Source organism: Nonomuraea sp. B208 (assembly GCF_057536035.1).
Window position 1 is genome coordinate 231,318 of record NZ_BAAJOU010000019.1, and the last position, 16,248, is coordinate 247,565.

General features: G+C 72.7%; 16 protein-coding genes. 7 read left to right on the top strand and 9 right to left on the bottom strand.

Annotated features, from left to right (window positions below; translation table 11 throughout):
• The first annotated feature begins 125 nt into the window (after positions 1-125).
• The 4 genes from AC27IY_RS14970 (at position 126) to AC27IY_RS14985 (ending at position 6,148) form a co-directional block, all read left to right on the top strand.
• Entirely contained in the window at positions 126-2,477 is a 2,352-nt protein-coding gene (locus AC27IY_RS14970; RefSeq protein ID WP_423447315.1) for a HelD family protein, read from the top strand.
• A 527-nt stretch (positions 2,478-3,004) separates the two neighbouring features.
• The gene (lnt, locus tag AC27IY_RS14975) at positions 3,005-4,762 is read left to right on the top strand and encodes an apolipoprotein N-acyltransferase (protein ID WP_487178298.1); all 1,758 of its coding nucleotides are present in this window, start codon (positions 3,005-3,007) and stop codon (positions 4,760-4,762) included.
• A complete protein-coding gene (locus AC27IY_RS14980; RefSeq protein ID WP_487178299.1) occupies positions 4,755-5,519 on the top strand; it encodes a polyprenol monophosphomannose synthase in 765 nt (254 codons plus the stop codon). Before lnt ends, AC27IY_RS14980 begins: the two co-directional genes overlap by 8 nt.
• A gap of 92 nt (positions 5,520-5,611) precedes the next feature.
• Complete coding sequence (locus AC27IY_RS14985) at positions 5,612-6,148, top strand: FxsA family protein (RefSeq protein ID WP_423471624.1); 537 nt, start codon at positions 5,612-5,614, stop codon at positions 6,146-6,148.
• A gap of 56 nt (positions 6,149-6,204) precedes the next feature.
• Here the strand turns inward: AC27IY_RS14985 and AC27IY_RS14990 are convergent, their stop codons facing one another.
• The 9 genes from AC27IY_RS14990 to AC27IY_RS15030 all read right to left on the bottom strand — a co-directional run bounded on the left by AC27IY_RS14990 (position 6,205) and on the right by AC27IY_RS15030 (position 13,774).
• Positions 6,205-6,549 carry an RNA polymerase-binding protein RbpA gene (locus AC27IY_RS14990; protein WP_091084968.1) on the bottom strand — a complete coding sequence of 115 codons (345 nt, stop codon included), beginning with the start codon at positions 6,547-6,549 and terminating at the stop codon, positions 6,205-6,207.
• A 125-nt stretch (positions 6,550-6,674) separates the two neighbouring features.
• Entirely contained in the window at positions 6,675-7,295 is a 621-nt protein-coding gene (locus AC27IY_RS14995) for a hypothetical protein (RefSeq protein WP_487178300.1), read from the bottom strand.
• A 116-nt stretch (positions 7,296-7,411) separates the two neighbouring features.
• Positions 7,412-8,845 carry an MFS transporter gene (locus AC27IY_RS15000; protein ID WP_344206247.1) on the bottom strand — a complete coding sequence of 478 codons (1,434 nt, stop codon included), beginning with the start codon at positions 8,843-8,845 and terminating at the stop codon, positions 7,412-7,414.
• Between the two features lie 64 nt (positions 8,846-8,909).
• Positions 8,910-9,707, bottom strand: a complete 798-nt coding sequence (locus AC27IY_RS15005; RefSeq protein ID WP_344206446.1) for a glycerophosphodiester phosphodiesterase family protein — start codon at positions 9,705-9,707, stop codon at positions 8,910-8,912.
• Positions 9,708-9,746: 39 nt separating this feature from the next.
• Positions 9,747-10,286 carry a TrmH family RNA methyltransferase gene (locus AC27IY_RS15010; RefSeq protein ID WP_423447305.1) on the bottom strand — a complete coding sequence of 180 codons (540 nt, stop codon included), beginning with the start codon at positions 10,284-10,286 and terminating at the stop codon, positions 9,747-9,749.
• Positions 10,283-10,873, bottom strand: coding sequence for a class I SAM-dependent methyltransferase (locus tag AC27IY_RS15015; protein WP_423471620.1), 591 nt, complete (start codon positions 10,871-10,873; stop codon positions 10,283-10,285). The genes AC27IY_RS15010 and AC27IY_RS15015 overlap by 4 nt, the downstream gene beginning before the upstream one ends.
• An 11-nt stretch (positions 10,874-10,884) precedes the next feature.
• The gene (locus tag AC27IY_RS15020; RefSeq protein WP_364456038.1) at positions 10,885-11,832 is read right to left on the bottom strand and encodes a VWA domain-containing protein; all 948 of its coding nucleotides are present in this window, start codon (positions 11,830-11,832) and stop codon (positions 10,885-10,887) included.
• Entirely contained in the window at positions 11,829-12,776 is a 948-nt protein-coding gene (locus AC27IY_RS15025) for a DUF58 domain-containing protein (RefSeq protein WP_423471618.1), read from the bottom strand. The genes AC27IY_RS15020 and AC27IY_RS15025 overlap by 4 nt, the downstream gene beginning before the upstream one ends.
• Positions 12,773-13,774 carry an AAA family ATPase gene (locus tag AC27IY_RS15030; protein WP_423447301.1) on the bottom strand — a complete coding sequence of 334 codons (1,002 nt, stop codon included), beginning with the start codon at positions 13,772-13,774 and terminating at the stop codon, positions 12,773-12,775. The genes AC27IY_RS15025 and AC27IY_RS15030 overlap by 4 nt, the downstream gene beginning before the upstream one ends.
• 55 nt (positions 13,775-13,829) lie before the next feature.
• Between AC27IY_RS15030 and AC27IY_RS15035 the strand changes: the two genes are divergently transcribed.
• The 3 genes from AC27IY_RS15035 (at position 13,830) to AC27IY_RS15045 (ending at position 16,248) form a co-directional block, all read left to right on the top strand.
• Positions 13,830-14,600 carry a hypothetical protein gene (locus tag AC27IY_RS15035; RefSeq protein ID WP_364456035.1) on the top strand — a complete coding sequence of 257 codons (771 nt, stop codon included), beginning with the start codon at positions 13,830-13,832 and terminating at the stop codon, positions 14,598-14,600.
• A 52-nt stretch (positions 14,601-14,652) separates the two neighbouring features.
• Positions 14,653-15,513: a DUF2268 domain-containing putative Zn-dependent protease gene (locus AC27IY_RS15040; protein ID WP_487178301.1), complete on the top strand. Its 861-nt coding sequence runs from the start codon at positions 14,653-14,655 to the stop codon at positions 15,511-15,513.
• A 171-nt stretch (positions 15,514-15,684) separates the two neighbouring features.
• Complete coding sequence (locus AC27IY_RS15045) at positions 15,685-16,248, top strand: ClpP family protease (protein WP_423447298.1); 564 nt, start codon at positions 15,685-15,687, stop codon at positions 16,246-16,248.

Consider the following 16,248-nt stretch of genomic DNA (forward strand, 5'->3'; position numbering starts at 1 on the left):
ACATAAGGAGGCCGGGCGGGAACGGTCAAGAGGCGATACGAAGCCGTAACGGAGAGAGGAGAGGGAAGGAAAACCGAGCAGAGTGCCGCGACCGGCATGCTAATGTCGTCGTTTGTCGTAACAACATGCAGAATGGCCCGGAGTGTCCCATTAACCACATTAATGGTCAGGCGGCAACGCGTCAAACGGAGCTCGCCAAGGAGCAGGAGTACGTCACCGCGCTCTACGACCGGCTCGACGCCCTGCGCGAGCGCACCCAGCGGCAGCTGAAGGAAGTGCTGGCCACGGGCGCCGTCGGCACGATGCAGAACAGGTCGGAGCGCGACACCTTCGCCGAGATGTACGCCACCAGGCTGGCCCGGCTGTGGGCGGTCGAGCGCGGCCTGGTCTTCGGCCGGCTGGACCACCAGGAGGAGGGCCGGCTCTACATCGGCAAGCTCGGCCTCACCGACGACGACCAGCGGCGCCTGCTCATCGACTGGCGCGCCCCCGTCGCGCAGCCCTTCTACCGCGCCACCCCGGCCGCCCCCATGGGCGTCACCCGGCGCCGCCACCTGCAGACCAGGGGCCGCGCGGTGATCGGCGTCGACGACGACCTGCTCGACCTCGGCGCGCTCAGCGACGACGACCGCGCGACGCTCAACGGCGAGGCCGCGCTGCTGGCCGCGCTCGACGAGCGGCGCACCGGCCGCATGCGCGACATCGTCGCGACCATCCAGGCCGAGCAGGACCGGGTCATCCGCGGCGACCTGAACGGCGTCCTCGTCGTCCAGGGCGGCCCCGGCACCGGCAAGACCGTCGTGGCGCTGCACCGGGCCGCCTACCTGCTCTACACCCACCGCCAGCGGCTGGAGCGCCGCGGCGTGCTCATCCTCGGCCCCAACCTGACGTTCCTGCGCTACATCGAGCAGGTGCTGCCCTCGCTCGGCGAGACCGACGTGCTGCTGTCCACCGTCGGCGAGCTCTACCCCGGCGTGACCGCCACCGCCAGGGAGCGGCCCGAGGTGGCCGCGCTCAAGGGCGACCCGCGCATGGTCGAGGTCATCGCGAGGGCCGTGCGCGACCGGCAGAAGGTGCCGCGCAAGCCGGTCGAGATCGCCCTCGGCCGGATCACGCTCACCGTCGACCGGTCCATGCTGGACGCCGCCAGGAACAAGGCCGCCCGCTCGCGCCGGCCGCACAACCAGGCGCGGGCGGTGTTCGTCCGCTCGCTGCTGAACGCGCTCGCCCGCCAGCAGGCGCGCAAGATCGGCAAGGGGCTCATCGACGAGGACGAGCTGGCCGACCTGCGCGAGGAGCTGCGGACCGAGCCCGCGGTCAAGTCGGCGCTCAACCGGCTGTGGCCGTACCTGACGCCGCAGCGGCTGCTGCTCGGCCTCTACGGCTCGCCCGAGCGCCTCGGTTACGCCGCCGCGCACCTCACGCCCGCCGAGCGGGCGCTGCTGCGCCGCGAGGGCCCGGGGGCCGGCGAGTGGACCGAGTCGGACGTGCCGCTCCTCGACGAGGCCGCCGAGCTGCTCGGCGACATCGACGAGCAGGTGCTGCGCGCCACCGCGATGCAGGCCGAGGAGGAGCTGGCCGCAGCCCGCCGGGCCGAGGAGCACGAGCGCGAGGCGGAGCTCGCCTACGCCCGCGAGGTGCTGGAGCTGACCGGCCTGTCCGACGTCATGGAGGCCGAGCGGCTGGCCGAGCGTCAGCGCGGCGACGGCCCCTACCTCACCACCGCCGAGCGCGCCGCCGCCGACCGCACCTGGGCCTACGGGCACGTGATCGTGGACGAGGCGCAGGAGCTGTCGCCGATGGCCTGGCGGGCTCTCATGCGCCGCTGCCCCAGCCGGTCGATGACGATCGTCGGCGACATCGCGCAGACCGGCTCGGCCGCCGGGGCGCGGTCGTGGGGCGAGGTGCTCGACCCGTACGTGGCCGGGCGCTGGCGGCAGGAGCGGCTCACCGTCAACTACCGCACGCCGGTCGAGCTGATGGCGGTCGCCGCCGGCGTGCTCACCGCGATCGACCCGTCGCTGGAGGCGCCCACGTCGGTGCGCGAGAGCGGCGCCGAGCCGTGGGCCGCCCCGCTGGCCGCGCTGCCCGAGCTGGTCAAGGCCGAGGTCGGGGAGGGCGGCAAGGTCGCGGTCGTGGCGCCGGACGCGCTGCTCGACCGGCTCGGGGAGCAGGTCGCCGAGGCCGTGCCCGGCGCGGTCGTCGTCACGCCGGGCGCCGGCCGGGCCAGGGGGGCGGAGGCGCTGGACGCCCCCGTCGCGGTCATGGGCGTGGCGGACGCCAAGGGCCTGGAGTTCGACTCCGTCGTGGTGGCCGAGCCCGAGCTCATCGCGGCCCAGTCGCCACGGGGGCTCAGCGACCTGTATGTTGCTCTCACGCGAGCGACGCAGCGGCTCGGCGTCGTCCACGAGCGGCCGCTTCCCGCGGCCCTGCGCGGGCTTCCGGCCAGGCCGGGAGCACCCTCCGATGGGCTTTGATCGGCTTTACGGCGGCCGTCCCGCATGTCCCACCTGCGGAAACTTGATGTTCCCGCTGATCGGGACACGGTTGACATCTGAGGTGGAGTCGGTAGTTTGCTGCGCAGTCCAGCACGGGACTTGGCCGGTTGGCCGTCTCTGACATCGTCGGATCCTGCGTCCGTGACGGAGCGTGACTTCGTCCACACAGCCAGGTGCAGGGCCGTCGGTCCGTCGAGTCGGGGCACCCCAACCGGGCGGGGGGTTGGACCCGGGACGGGTCCGGGAGCCCAGTAGACAACGGAATTCCGCGCTCGCCGCCGACGAGACGGGTCCGGTCCGAAGGGTTTCCGGGCCCTCTTCCCGCTCCCGTGCGCCGGACCTGCGAGTGCGCCGGGTGGTCCCGTCGGCCGCGGGATCACCCTGCCGCCACCCGTCGCACATCCTGAAATCCCCTCGCGTGGGCGCGCGCTGGCATGAGCGCGGCCGCGGGGCGGTAGCGTTTTCGCGAGCAAGCAGGTGTTCGACGGTGGCTGAGGAGACCCGGAGTGGTTCAGGAACGCACGAGCCCGCGGCCCCTGACGGGCCCCGACCCCGCCGCCCCTTCTTCGCCGCCCCCGACGGGCCCCGGTCCCGCCTCCTCGTCGTCGGACCCCCAGCCGGAGGGCGCCCAGGCCCCCGGCGAAGGGGAGCCGTCCGCAACCGAGGCGCCGGCCGACGGAGGGAGCGGCGACTCCGGTCCGCCCGCCGCCCTGCCCGGGGAGCGCGCCTCCGGCCGCCGGGGCGGGACTGAGCGGGAGCCGCGGAGCCGGACGCTGGGCCGGGTGGGCGCGGCCGTGGCCGGTGGGCTGGGGTTGTTCGCCGCGTTCCCGCCGCTCGGCTGGTGGCCGCTCGCGTCCCTCGGCCTCGCGCTCGTCGTCGCCTCCCTGTACGGCGCCCGCCCGAGGCGCGCGGCCTGGGTGGGCGCGCTCGCCGCCGCGGTGTTCCTGACCCCGACCCTCGCCTGGGTGCGGACCATCGGCGACGACGTCTGGGTCATGCTGGTCGCCACCGAGACCGTCTTCTACGCCGTCATGTCCGCCCTGGCCGCCCTGGTGTTCCGGCTGCGCGCCTGGCCCTTGTGGTTCGCCGGCCTGTGGGTGGCGATGGAGTGGGCGCGCAGCCTGGTGCCGATCGGCGGTTTCCCGTGGGCGCGGGTGGCCTTCAGCCAGGGCGAGTCGCTGTTCACCGAGTACGCCGCCCTCGGCGGCGCGCCCCTGGTGTCGTTCGCCGTGGCCCTGTGCGGGGCCCTGCTGGCCCATGCCGTCCTGGTCCGGCCCCCGGCGGCCCGCCCGTGGCTGCGGGCGGCTCCGGCGTTCCTGGCGCTGGTGGTGCCCCTGCTGACGATGGCGGTGCCGCGCCCCGGCGACGAGGGCCGCTCGATCAACGTCGGCATCGTGCAGGGCAACGTCCCCGGCCGCGGCATGTACGTCCTGGGCGACGAGCCCGCCGTCGTGCTGCGCAACCACGCCGACGAGACCAAGCGCCTGGCCCAGGCCGTCCGCGAGGGCAAGCTGCCCAAGCCCGACATCGTCGTCCTGCCGGAGAACTCCACCGACATCGACCCCTACCGGGACGAGACCGCCCGCCAGATCATCCAGGACTCGGTGCGCGACGTCGGCGTGCCCACGCTCGTCGGGGCCGTGGTGGCCATCGGCGACGACCGCCGCGCCACCCGCAGCATCACCTGGGACCCGGCCACCGGTCCCGGCGCCTACTACGACAAGCAGAACCTGGTGCCGTTCGGCGAGTACACCCCGTTCAAGGACCTCGTGCTGGCTCTGTGGGAGCGGGCGAGCCTGGTGGGCCGCCAGTCGGTCCCCGGCGACCGGCCGGGCGACCTCAAGCTCGGCCCGGTGACGATCGGCGCGGTCAACTGCTACGAGGTGGCCTACGACGCCACCGTGCGCGACACGGTCCGGGCCGGCGGCACGCCGATCGTCGTGCAGACCAACAACGCCAGCTACGCCCTGTCCAACCTGCCGCCGCAGCAGCTCGCCATGTCGCAGCTGCGCGCGGTCGAGCACAACCGGGCCGTCGTGACCGCCGCGACCACCGGGATCTCCGCGTTCGTCACGCCTGACGGTAAGGTCTCCTGGCAGACCCGCGAGCTGGTCGCGGACATGAACGTGGTGAAGGTGCCCGTACGCACCGGCGAGACGCTCGCCACCAAGGTGGGCGCCTGGCCGGAGTGGGCGTTGATGGCGATGGGAGTCGCGGCGGCCGGGGTCGCCGCATGGCGGGGCAGGCGGCGAGCCGATGGGTGAGGGGCGACCGGACATGGAGACGTTCGGCAGGGTGCTCGTCGTCGTCCCGACCTACAACGAGCGCGACAACCTGCCCTCCATCGTCGAGCGCGTCCGGGCGGCCGTGCCCGAGGCGCACGTGCTCGTGGCCGACGACGACAGCCCCGACGGCACCGGCGAGGTCGCCGACGGGCTGGCCGCCGCCGACGAGCAGGTGCACGTCCTGCACCGGCCGGGCAAGCAGGGGCTCGGCGCGGCCTACATCGCCGGTTTCCGCTGGGGCCTGGAGCGCGGCTACGACGTGCTGGTGGAGATGGACGCCGACGGCTCGCACCAGCCGGAGGAGCTGCCGAGGCTGCTGGCCGCGCTGGGGGAGGGGGCGGACCTGGCGATCGGGTCGCGCTACGTCCCCGGCGGCCGGGTCGTCAACTGGCCGCAGCGGCGCGAGCTGCTGTCCAAGGGCGCCAACGTCTACACCCGCGTCATGCTGGGCCTGCCGGTGCGCGACGCGACCGCCGGCTTCCGCGCCTACCGCGCCGCCACCCTGGAGAAGGTGGGGCTGTCGGGCGTGGAGTCGCAGGGCTACTGCTTCCAGGTCGACCTCACCCTGCGCACCGCCCGCCACGGGCTGCGGGTGGTGGAGGTGCCGATCACGTTCGTGGAGCGCACGGCGGGCCAGAGCAAGATGAGCGGGAAGATCATGTCCGAGGCGCTGTGGCGGATCGGCCTGTGGGGCGTGACCGGCCTTCCGGGACGCCTGCGGCGGCGCGGCCAGTGACGTCCCCCGGTCAGGAACGTCCCGGGCCCGCCGGACGTTGTTCCTGACGTACGCGGTCCTGGCGTGCGCGTGCGGAATCGGAGATACGAACGATGCGGCTGCTGCTCCTCCTGAGCTTCCTGATCGTCCCCGTGCTGGAGATCTGGCTGCTCTTCCAGGTCGGGTCCGCGATCGGCGGGCCCGCGACCGTGGCCCTGCTCGTCGCCGGCGCCCTGCTCGGCTCCTGGATCATCCGCCGCGAGGGGCGGCGGGCCTGGCGGGCGCTGCAGGAGTCGCTGCGGTCGGGCCGGATGCCGGAGCGTGAGCTGGCCGACAGCGGCCTGGTGCTGACGGGCGGCGCGCTGCTGCTGATGCCGGGCTTCCTCACCGACCTCGCCGGTCTCGCCTTCGTGCTGCCGGTGACGCGGCCGGTGATGCGGCGCCTCGGGGTGTGGTTCTTCGAGCGGCGGATCAAGCGCCTGGCCGAGTCCTCCCCGTACGCCGGCATGTTCCCGCCGGGCCCGGGCGGGCCGGCGCCGCACGGCGGCCGGGTGGTCACCGGCGAGGTGATCAAAGAGGACGCCGGCGATCAGGGTCACAACGACCAGGGAGAGCCGCGAGGCGCGCTGGGACGCCCGCCGAGGGCCTGAACGCACGAAGAAACCCCCGGGCCGGAAAGGCCCGGGGGTTTCACCGTGAGAGGATGTCAGGCGCTCTTGCGGCGCTGGGCCCGCAGGACCGCCAGCCGCTCGTTGAGCACCTCCTCAAGATCCTCGATGGACCGCCGTTCCAGGAGCATGTCCCAGTGTGTCCTCGGGGGCTTGGTCTTCTTCGACTCCGGCTGCTCGCCGTCCACCCGCACCGCAGTCACGCCGCACATGCGGCACTCCCACGTCGAGGGGATCTCGGCCTCGGCGGCAAGCGGAACATCGAAGCGATGGCCCTTCGGACAGGTGTAGGACACCTCCTGGCGCGGTGCCAGATCCGTGTTACGGTCGTTCTCGTAGCTGGTTGCCCCGAGCCGGGTGCCACGAAGCGCGCGCTCGCCCATGTCTCAATGCCTCCTACAGGGCCCCCATGCGTGGGGGGACTGTCTCCCACGGTGTCTAACGCTTGGTACCGTGATGGGATTCCCACCCTCGGGGAGATCCAATCGCGCTGAAGGGCTCGGGTTCTTCAGACGGCCGCGGGGACGGCGGCGCGCCGCCTCATGACGGCCAGCGCGAACGCCGGCCACAGGGCGCCGGCCAGGATGAGCGCGCCGTGCGCGATCCGCAGCGAGTACGGCCCGAAGAACTGCGGGATGAACAGCGCGAACCCGAGCGCCAGCGGCGCCGCGCTCCACCGGGGCAGCGCCGCCGAGCGCCACACCGCGACCGCCGCCAGCGCCGTGCCCACGCCGAGCAGCACGAGCCCCGCGGCGAACATGGTCACCGCGACCGGCCCGTAGCGGAACTCCTCGGCCAGCTCCATCAGCGCGGGCGTCCCGTCGCGCAGGGAGCGCCGGGCGATCACGTTGAGCCCGAAGTCCTCGGCCCCGTAGTACGGCAGCGTCAGGCCCGCGCCGACCCACGTCACCACCGCCGCGCGCAGCGCCAGCCGGTCGCCGAGCACCTGGTGCAGGCCGAGCAGCGCGAGCGCGAGCAGGACGAAGCCGGCCATGGCCGCCGCATGCCCGGCGACCCAGCCGGCGGAGGCCATCGCGGCGGCGTCGTCCGTGGCGGGGCGCAGCAGCGGGTAGAGCAGGAACAGCCCGCCGGTCCCTGCGAAGGCGGCGGAGGTGAGACGGACGGGCATGCGGCGCTCCTTGATCGATGCAACGCTCTCTGACGAGAGCAATGCTCTCGCAGAGCGGTGACATGCGTCAAGAGCACTGCTCTCGATTGTGGGCGCCGTACGAAAACGTCCGCCGGTCAGATCCGGGCCGGCACCTCGTTCCCCGCCGCGCGGATCGCCTTGGGCAGGTTCGTCAGCGCCAGCAGCACGAAGCCGACCACGAAGAAGATCACCATCGACACGATGGCGATGCGGTAGCTGTTGGTGAGCTGAAGCGCGACGGTGACCGTCAGCGAGCCGATGAACGCCGACCCCTTGTCGCTGATCTGCAGCAGGCTGAAGTACTCGGCCTCCCGTCCCTTCGGGATGACCTGCGAGAACAGCGAGCGCGACAGCGCCTGCGTGCCGCCCAGCACGATCGCGATCGCGAACGCCATCAGATAGAACTGCAGCGCCTCGCCCTCGCGGACGAACACCGCCGTCGCCACGATCGCCGTCCACAGCACCAGGCTCGCCAGCACCGTCCGCTTGGTGCCGATGCGCCGTGCCAGCGCTCCCAGTGCCAGCGCCCCGAAGAACGCCACGAACTGCACCATCAGGATCGCGGTGATCTGCACGGTCTTGTCCAGCTTCAGCGCCTCGGAGGCGAAGGCCGCGCTGTTGCCGATCACGGTCTGCACGCCGTCGTTGTAGACCAGGTACGCCACCAGGAACAGCAGCGTCAGCGGGTAGCGGCGCAGCTCGGACAGGGTGCGGCCGAGCTGGCGGAAGCTGCCGCCGACCGAGCGCAGCGCCGTCGTCTCGTGCGCGGGCACCGGCCGGTTGCGCAGCCGCAGCAGCGGCACGATGGTGAACGTCGCCCACCACAGCCCCGCCGAGGCCATGCAGATCCGCACCGACTCGCCCTCGGTCAGCCCCAGGCTCTCGTGCTGCAGGTACAGCACCAGGTTGAGCGCCAGCAGCAGCCCGCCGCCCAGGTAGCCGATGGCCCACCCGCGCGAGGACACCCCGTCGCGCTCCTCCGGCGTGGAGATCTGCGGCAGGAACGAGTCGTAGACCACGATCGAGCAGCCGTAGGCCAGGTTGGCCAGCACGAACAGCACGCCGCCCAGCATGTAGCGGTCGCCGTCCACGAAGAACAGGCCCATCGCGGCCAGCGCGCCGACGTAGGCGAACCCGCCGAGCAGCTCCCGCTTGCGGCCGGTGTGGTCGGCGAGGGCGCCCGCGATCGGCAGCAGCACGATCTGCAGGAACACCGCGACCGTCGTGATCAGGCCGAAGAAGGCGGCCGGCCGGATGTCGGCGCCGAGGACGTCCACGTAGCCGAGGCCGGGGTTGGCCGCGATCAGGGTGTCGAAGTCGGCCGAGCACCGCTCGGCCGGCACGCCGGGGAAGTCCTGGGCGCAGGCCGCGCTCCGCGCCACCGGGATCAGGTAGGGGCCGAGGAAGACCGAGATGACCGTGGTGTAGAAGGCGGAGTTCGCCCAGTCGTAGAAGTACCAGCCGCGCTGCTCGCGCCGGCGCGCTGCGGGGGATTCGTCCAGTTCCGCGGGGGGTGCGGGTACGGGCATGATGTCGTGTCGCTCCTAGAGGGCCGGACCACTGGCCGGGGGTCGGGAGGATTGCCGGGCGCGGCTAGGCCGCGAGGCTGCCCGGATGCCACTGGCCGCGCCGCGTGAGCACCTCGCGCAGTCCGGTGACGTTGTCGGTCATGATGCCGTCCACGCCGAGGTCGAGCAGCTGCTCCATGCGGGCGGGGTCGTTGACGGTCCACACGTGCACCTGCATGCCGATGGCGTGCGCGGTGCGGATCAGGCGGCTCGTGGTGACGCGCAGCCCGCGGAAGCCTATGGGCACCTGGGCGCAGGGGACGCCCGCGCGCGACAGGCGGGTCAGCAGCCGGCCGTAGCCCGAGGTCGCGGCGGCGGCGCGCAGGGCGGCCACGCCGCGCGGCCCGAGCGCGGAGCACACGTCACGGCCCAGCGCCGCCTTGGCCAGCACCAGCCGCTCGTCGGAGAAGGAGGTCAGGCAGACGCGGTCGTAGGCGTTGGTGCGCCGCACCGCCTCGGCCAGCGGGGCGATCGCCGCCGCCTCCTTGACGTCGATGTTGAAGCGCGCCTCCGGCCAGGTGCCGAGCAGGTCCTCCAGCAGGGGGATCTCGTGGACGCCCGCGATGCGGGCCCGCCTGACCGCCCGGTAGGGCAGCTCGGAGATGCGCCCCCGCTGGTCGGTGACGCGGTCCAGCGTGTGGTCGTGGAAGGCCAGCAGCACGCCGTCGGCCGTCGCGTGCGCGTCGGTCTCGAGGTAGGTGTAACCGAGCCCGACCGCCCGCTCGAAGGCGGCCACGGAGTTCTCGGCGCCCTCCGCCGCGCCGCCGCGGTGGGCGAAGGCGAGCGGGCCGGGATGGTCGAGGAAGGCGTATCGACGGCTCAGCACGTCCAGAAGTATGCCCTTTCGGGATGAACGCTGAGGTTACGAATCGGCGAGATTCTGCCACTCCTGGCGGCGGGCCTCGGACAGCGCGATGGCGGCGGCCACCGCCACGTTGAACGAGCCCACCCGCCCCACCTGGGGGATGTAGCAGGCGCCGTCGACGGCGTCGAGCAGGGCGGGGGAGCAGCCGTGGTCCTCGCTGCCGACCACCAGGCACACGTCCCGGTTGAGGTTTGCCCGGTGCAGCGGCGCCGCCTCGGCGGTCAGCTCGATGGCCAGCACGGTGTAGCCGGCCTCCCTGGCGGCCTTGACGGCCTCGGTGGCGGGCACCGGCTCGTGCCAGGTGACCAGGCGCTCGGTGCCGAGCGCGGTCTTGCCCGCCTTGGGGTTGGTGGGCGGGGTGGCGTTGCCGGCCAGCCAGAGCTCGTCGACGCCGAACGCGGCCGCGCTGCGGAAGATGGAGCCGACGTTGAACGGGCCGGTGACCGACTCCAGGATCAGCCCCAGCCGGTTGCCGGTGTTCCTGCGCCAGGTGCGGTTGAGCCGCTTGACGTCGGTGGGGCGCAGCTGCCTTCTCATCGGGTCACCTTCAGTATGCGGTAGGCGGCCCGGCTGGCCTCGCGGGAGGCGTGCCAGCCCTGCTCGCCGAGCCAGCGCTGCAGGGAGTCCGAGCCGAGGTGTTTCTGGACGACCAGGTAGGCCACGCCGTCGGGCGTCAGCCGGGTGAGCCACCTGGTGAGCATGTCGTGCAGGGCCTGCTTGCCGATGCGGATGGCGGGGTTGGACCAGATCGCCCGGAAGCGGACGTCGTCCGGCACCTCGTCCACATGCACCGACCTTACTTTGTCAAGGCGCGCGGCCTGGGCGTTGCGGCCGGTCAGCTCGACGCTGCGGCGGTTGACGTCCACGGCCCACACGGTGGCCCGGGGCGCGCGGGAGGCCAGGGTCAGCGCGATCGGCCCGTAGCCGCAGCCCAGGTCGAGCAGGTCGCCCTCCTGGGGCGGCGGCGGGACGCTCTCCAGCAGCACCCGCGTGCCCACGTCGACCCGCTCCGGGGAGAACACGCCGCTGTCGGTCTCCAGCCGCAGGTGCAGGTCGGGCAGGACGAGGTCGACCGTGCCCGGCCGGCCGGCGGCGGTCGGCCGCTCGGAGAAGTAGTGGGCCACGTGGTGAAACGTTACGGGATGCGGGTACCGAACATGACCGCCGCGCCCGCCACCAGCAGCCCGGCCAGGATCGCGGCCACGATGAACCACTGGGTGATCTCCTGGTTGACCAGCTTGTAGCCGAGCGAGGTGCCGATCTGCTCGTAGACGTCGCGCAGCTCGGCGCCGGACTCGGCGGTGTAGGCGCGGCCGGAGGTGCCGTCGGACAGCGACTGGAGGGTCTGCTTGTTGACGGGGACGTTCACCGGGCGGCCGTCGATGTCGACGGTGCCCTCCTGGGTGCCGTACGCGATGGTGGAGACCGGCACGTGGGCCTGCTGGGCGGCCTCGATGGCCTCGTTGACCGAGCGGCCCGAGGTGTTGTCGCCGTCGGAGAGCAGGACGATGGCGGCGGGCGGCGGGTCGGTGGCGGCCTGCTGGTCGAAGGAGCGCAGCGAGTCGAGGGCGTTGAAGACGGCCTCGCCGATGGCGGTGCCCGGCCGGGTGGTGAGGGTGCCGATGCCGGTGATGACGGCCTGGTGGTCGGTGGTGGGGGAGATGACGACGTTGGCCGAGCGGGCGAAGGAGACGACGCCGACGTTGAAGCGGTCGGGCAGCTCGCGGGCGAAGTTCTGGGCGGCGGCCTTGGCGGCGGCGATGCGGGTGGGCTGGACGTCGTCGGCGTCCATGGACAGCGACACGTCGAGGGCGATCATGATGGTGGCGCGGTCGCGGGGGACGCGGACCTGGTCGGCGGGCTTGGCGGCGCCGATGACCAGCAGGGACATCATGACGAGGAAGAGCGCGGGGGCGACGTGGCGGCGCCAGCCGGGGCCGGCGGGGGCGACGAGGTCGAGCAGGGCGAGGTTGGTGAAGCGCACGGTGTAGCGGCGGCGGGCGAACATGGCCGCGACGTAGCCGGCCACCAGCAGCGCCACGAGGACGAACAGCCACAGCCAGGCGGGGGCGAGGAACGTCATGTCACCTTCCCGTGGGCCCGGGGAGCCACGTGGCTCATGCGCCGCTGGCGCAGGACGAACTGCGCGACGTCGAAGACCCAGTCGCGGTCGGTGCGCAGCACGAGGTGGGCGATGCCGGCCCGGCGCAGTGCCCGGCGGGTGCCCTCGCGCTGCAACTCCGCGGCTTCCGCGTAGGCTTGGCGGACTTTGGGCGTCAGGTGCACTTCGCGTACTTTCCCGGTCTCGGGGTCGGTGAACGCGACCCGGCCGACGTCGGGCAGTTCGAGCTCGCGGGGGTCGATGACCTCGACGGCGAGGACCTGGTGGCGGGCGGCGAGCCGCCTGACGGGGCGCTCCCAGGGGCGTTCGGCGTCGGGGTCGAGTTCGGGGCGGGCGTCGAGGAAGTCGGAGACGATCAGCCGCATGCCGCGCCGGCGGCGCGTCGCGGCCAGCACCTCGATGCCCTCGGCGAGGTCGGGCGGGTCGGGCACGGCCGCGCCGCGCGGGGCGTCCATGAGGGAGTGCAGGAGGCCGTAGAGCGCGGGGCGGCCGGTGCGGGCGGGCATGCGGTGGATGAACTCGTCGTGCATGACGAGCGCGCCGAACCGGTCGCCGAGCCGGCTCGACAGGAACCCGATCGCGCCGACGGCGGAGATCACCAGGTCGCGCTTGTCGGTGCCGGCGGTGCCGAAGTCCATGCTGGGGGACAGGTCGGCGAGCGCCCAGGTCTCCAGCTCGCGGTCGGCGATGAGGTCGCGGACGTGGGGGACGGTGGTGCGGGCGGTGACGTTCCAGTCCATGCGGCGCACGTCGTCCTCGCCGGGGACGTAGACGCGGCTGTCGCCCGCCTCGCTGCCGGCGCCGGGCAGCAGGCCCTGGTGGGCGCCGTGGAGCAGCCCGTCGAGCCGCCGGGTGACGGTGAGCTCCAGCCTGCGCAGCGCCTGCTCGGCGGTCGAGGCGCTCAACGGCTCTGGTTCCAGACGACGAGGGGCGGGGGGACGGCGTGCAGGATCTGCTTGACGACCTGTTCGGGGTCCACGCCGTCGGCCAGGGCGTCGAAGGTGAGCATGAGACGGTGGGCCATGACGTCCACGGCGACGTCGCGCACGTCGTCGGGCAGCAGGTAGTCGCGCCCGCGCAGCAGGGCCATGGCGCGGCCGGCGGCGACCAGGCCGAGGGTGGCGCGGGGGCTGACGCCGATCTCGATGGTGTCGGCGAGGTCGGCCAGGCCGTACTCGGCGGGGGAGCGGGTGGACATGACCAGGCGCACCACGTAGTCGGCGACGAGCTGGTGGACCGAGACCTCCTCGGCGGCCTGCTGGAGGGCGAGGAGCCGGTCGGGTTCGAGCACCCGCTCGGGGACGGGCGGGGTGACGCTCATCCGCTGCAGGATCTCCAGCTCCTCGTGGGCGGTGGGGTGGGGGACGCGGACCCGGAAGAGGAACCGGTCGCGCTGCACCTCGGGCAGCGGGTAGACGCCCTCGGACTCGATCGGGTTCTGGGTGGCGAGCACGATGAACGGCCTGGGCAGCGGGTGGGTGACGCCGGCCAGCGTGACCTGCCGCTCGGCCATGACCTCCAGCAGGGCGGACTGGACCTTGGCGGGGGCGCGGTTGATCTCGTCGGCGAGCAGGAAGTTGACGAACACGGGGCCGAGCTCGACGTCGAACTTCTCGTTCGACGGGTGGAAGACGCGGGTGCCGATGATGTCGCTCGGCACGAGGTCGGGGGTGAACTGGATCCGGGCGAACGTGCCGCCCACGACGGTGGCGAGGGTGGAGGCGGCGAGGGTCTTGGCGACGCCCGGCACCCCTTCCAGGAGGCAGTGACCGCGCGCGAGCAGGGCCACGATGAGTCTCTCGACCATGTGCTCCTGTCCGACGATGACCCGCCGGACCTCGTCGAGGCTCTGACGCAGCAGGGCCGCGTCGGATCCGCCTGGCAACTCTTCGGCGACGCTCATGACGCCATTCCACCAAACGCGCCGCAAACGTGCACGACGCCACGTCTGTGCTTTCATGGCAAACGTGGCAAGTCCGCTGCAGTACGGCGATCCGCCCCGGCTGGGGCCGTTCGTGGTGCAGGCGCGCCTGCACCAGGCCCCGGCCGGTTTCGTCTACCTCGGCCAGGCGTCCGACGGGCGCGCGGTGTCGCTGGCCGTGCTGACGCGAGGCGCCGCGTTCGACGCCGCGGCGCGCGAGCGGTTCATCACCGCGATCAGGGGCGCCGGGGCCGAGCGGGCGGGCCGGCGTCCCTGGTTCGGCTGGGCGGGGCGGCAGCGGACGGCCGTGCTGGACGGGGCGCCCGAGGTGCTGGACAGCGAGCTGAGCAGCGCGCCGTGGGTGGCGGTGCCGTACGTCCCGGGGCGGCCGGGCGCGGAGTGGTTCCTGCAGCCGGTGATGGTGGGCGGGACGCTCATCGGGCAGGCGCACGGGCCGGACTTCGTGCCGCACTGGCTGACCGACCGCGCGCCCGCGCTGCCGGGGCCGGTGACGCGGCGCCGCCCGCTGACCGAGACGCGGCGGCGGGTGCTGATGGCGGCGCTGGCGCTGGCGCTGCTGCTGGCCCTGGTGACGGCGATGCTGCTGCTCCTGGTGCTCGGGCGCAGCGACAGCGAGCCGCAGCCGCGGCAGCTGCCGCCGACGGTGTTCGTGCCGACGCCGCCGCCCGTGCCGGAGACGACCGAGCCGCGGCCCTCGCCGTCGCTGTCGCCGTCGCCGTCGCAGAGCGGGCCGCTCACGCCGGGCAGGTCGCCGGGCGACGACAACGGCGAGGGGTCCCCGCTCTGAGGCGTCTAAAGACGTTGACCCTCACGTGACGTGAGGTTCTAGCGTCCTCGTCATGGAGTTCATCGTGCATGACACCCTGACGACGATGGCCGCCCTGCTGCGGCGGCCCCTGGACGAGCGGCCGGCCGCGGTGGCCGACATGCTCGCGCCGATGCGCGCGGCGATCCCGATGCCGGGCGACATCGTGGACATCCACCACCAGGCGGGCGGCTTCCGCGTCGACGCCGACGACCCGCGCTACCTGCCCGCCGTCGAGCGGATGATCGAGGCCGACGTGCTCGGCCAGGTGCGGCGGGAGCTGGAGCGCGCCTCCGAGCGGCTGAGCGGCGCCGTGCAGGCCGAGTCGCTGCAGGTCATGCTCGTGCTCGGCGACCCGGAGAACGAGAACCTGATGGTGCGCTCCGGCGGCTACTACGGCATGGGCGGCTCGCCCGGCTGGCTGTTCCTGCTGGCCTGGCCGGACGAGCAGGTGATCGGGCGGATCGCGCACTGCGCGGTGCACGAGTTCCACCACAACGTGCGCTTCATGAACGTGGAGTGGAACCCGGTGACGGTGACCGTGGGGGAGCACGTGGTCGCGGAGGGGCTGGCCGAGGCGTTCGTACGTGAGCTGTCCGGGCCGGAGGCGATGGGGCCCTGGTCGAAGAAGGTGACCGGGGAGGAGTTCGACCGGGCGTACGAGCTGATCATGAAGGACTTCGACCTGCAGGGGATGCGGCACACGCCGGCGTACGTGCTGGGCGACGGCGCGATGCGCGACTTCGGCGGGGAGCCGCGCGGCGTTCCCGACATGGCCGGCTACGCGGTGGGGCTGCGGCTGGTGGACCGCGCGCTGGAGGCCACGGGGCTGACGGCCACGGAGGCGACCCTGCTCCCGGCCGCCGAGCTGATGCGGCGCGGCGGCGTGCGCTGACGGGCGTTTCCCGGGGCCCTTTGCACATGGGCGAAAGAATGTCGAGCTGAATTCGCCGAGGGTGGAATGCGCTTTTAGAGAAATGCGCCGCAAGCGAAAATTCGCCGTTATTCGGGAAGGCCGGGACTAGCGTTTTCCGCAGCGATCAACCGCACCAGGAAGGCGACCCCCATGACGGAGACCAAGCATGCGGCCTGGCCGGACCAGCTCGGCCAACGGCTGCTCAAGGAGCGCATCGTCGTTCTCGGCCAGGAGGTCGACGACGAGATCTGCAACCGGCTTTGCGGGGAGCTCCTTCTGCTGGCCGCCGAGGACCCCAAACGCGACATCACCCTTTACATCAATTCCCCGGGCGGTTCCGTGCAGGCCGGGCTGGCGCTCTACGACATGATGCAGTTCATTCCGTGCGACGTGGCGACGGTCGCGATGGGATTCGCCGCGTCGATGGGACAGGTGCTGCTGTGCGCGGGCGCCAAGGGCAAGCGCTACGCGATGCCCAACTCCCGCGTGGTCATGCACCAGCCGCTCGGGGGCATCGGCGGCTCGGCCAGCGACATCCAGATCCAGGCCGAGAACATGCGCTACACCAAGCGGCGGATGGCCGAGATCATCGCCCTGCACACCGGCCAGCCGCTGGAGCGCATCCAGGCCGATTCCGACCGCGACCGGTGGTTCACCGCGCAGGAGGCCCTGGAGTACGGCTTCGTCGACCACATCGCCGAAGGGATGAACTGA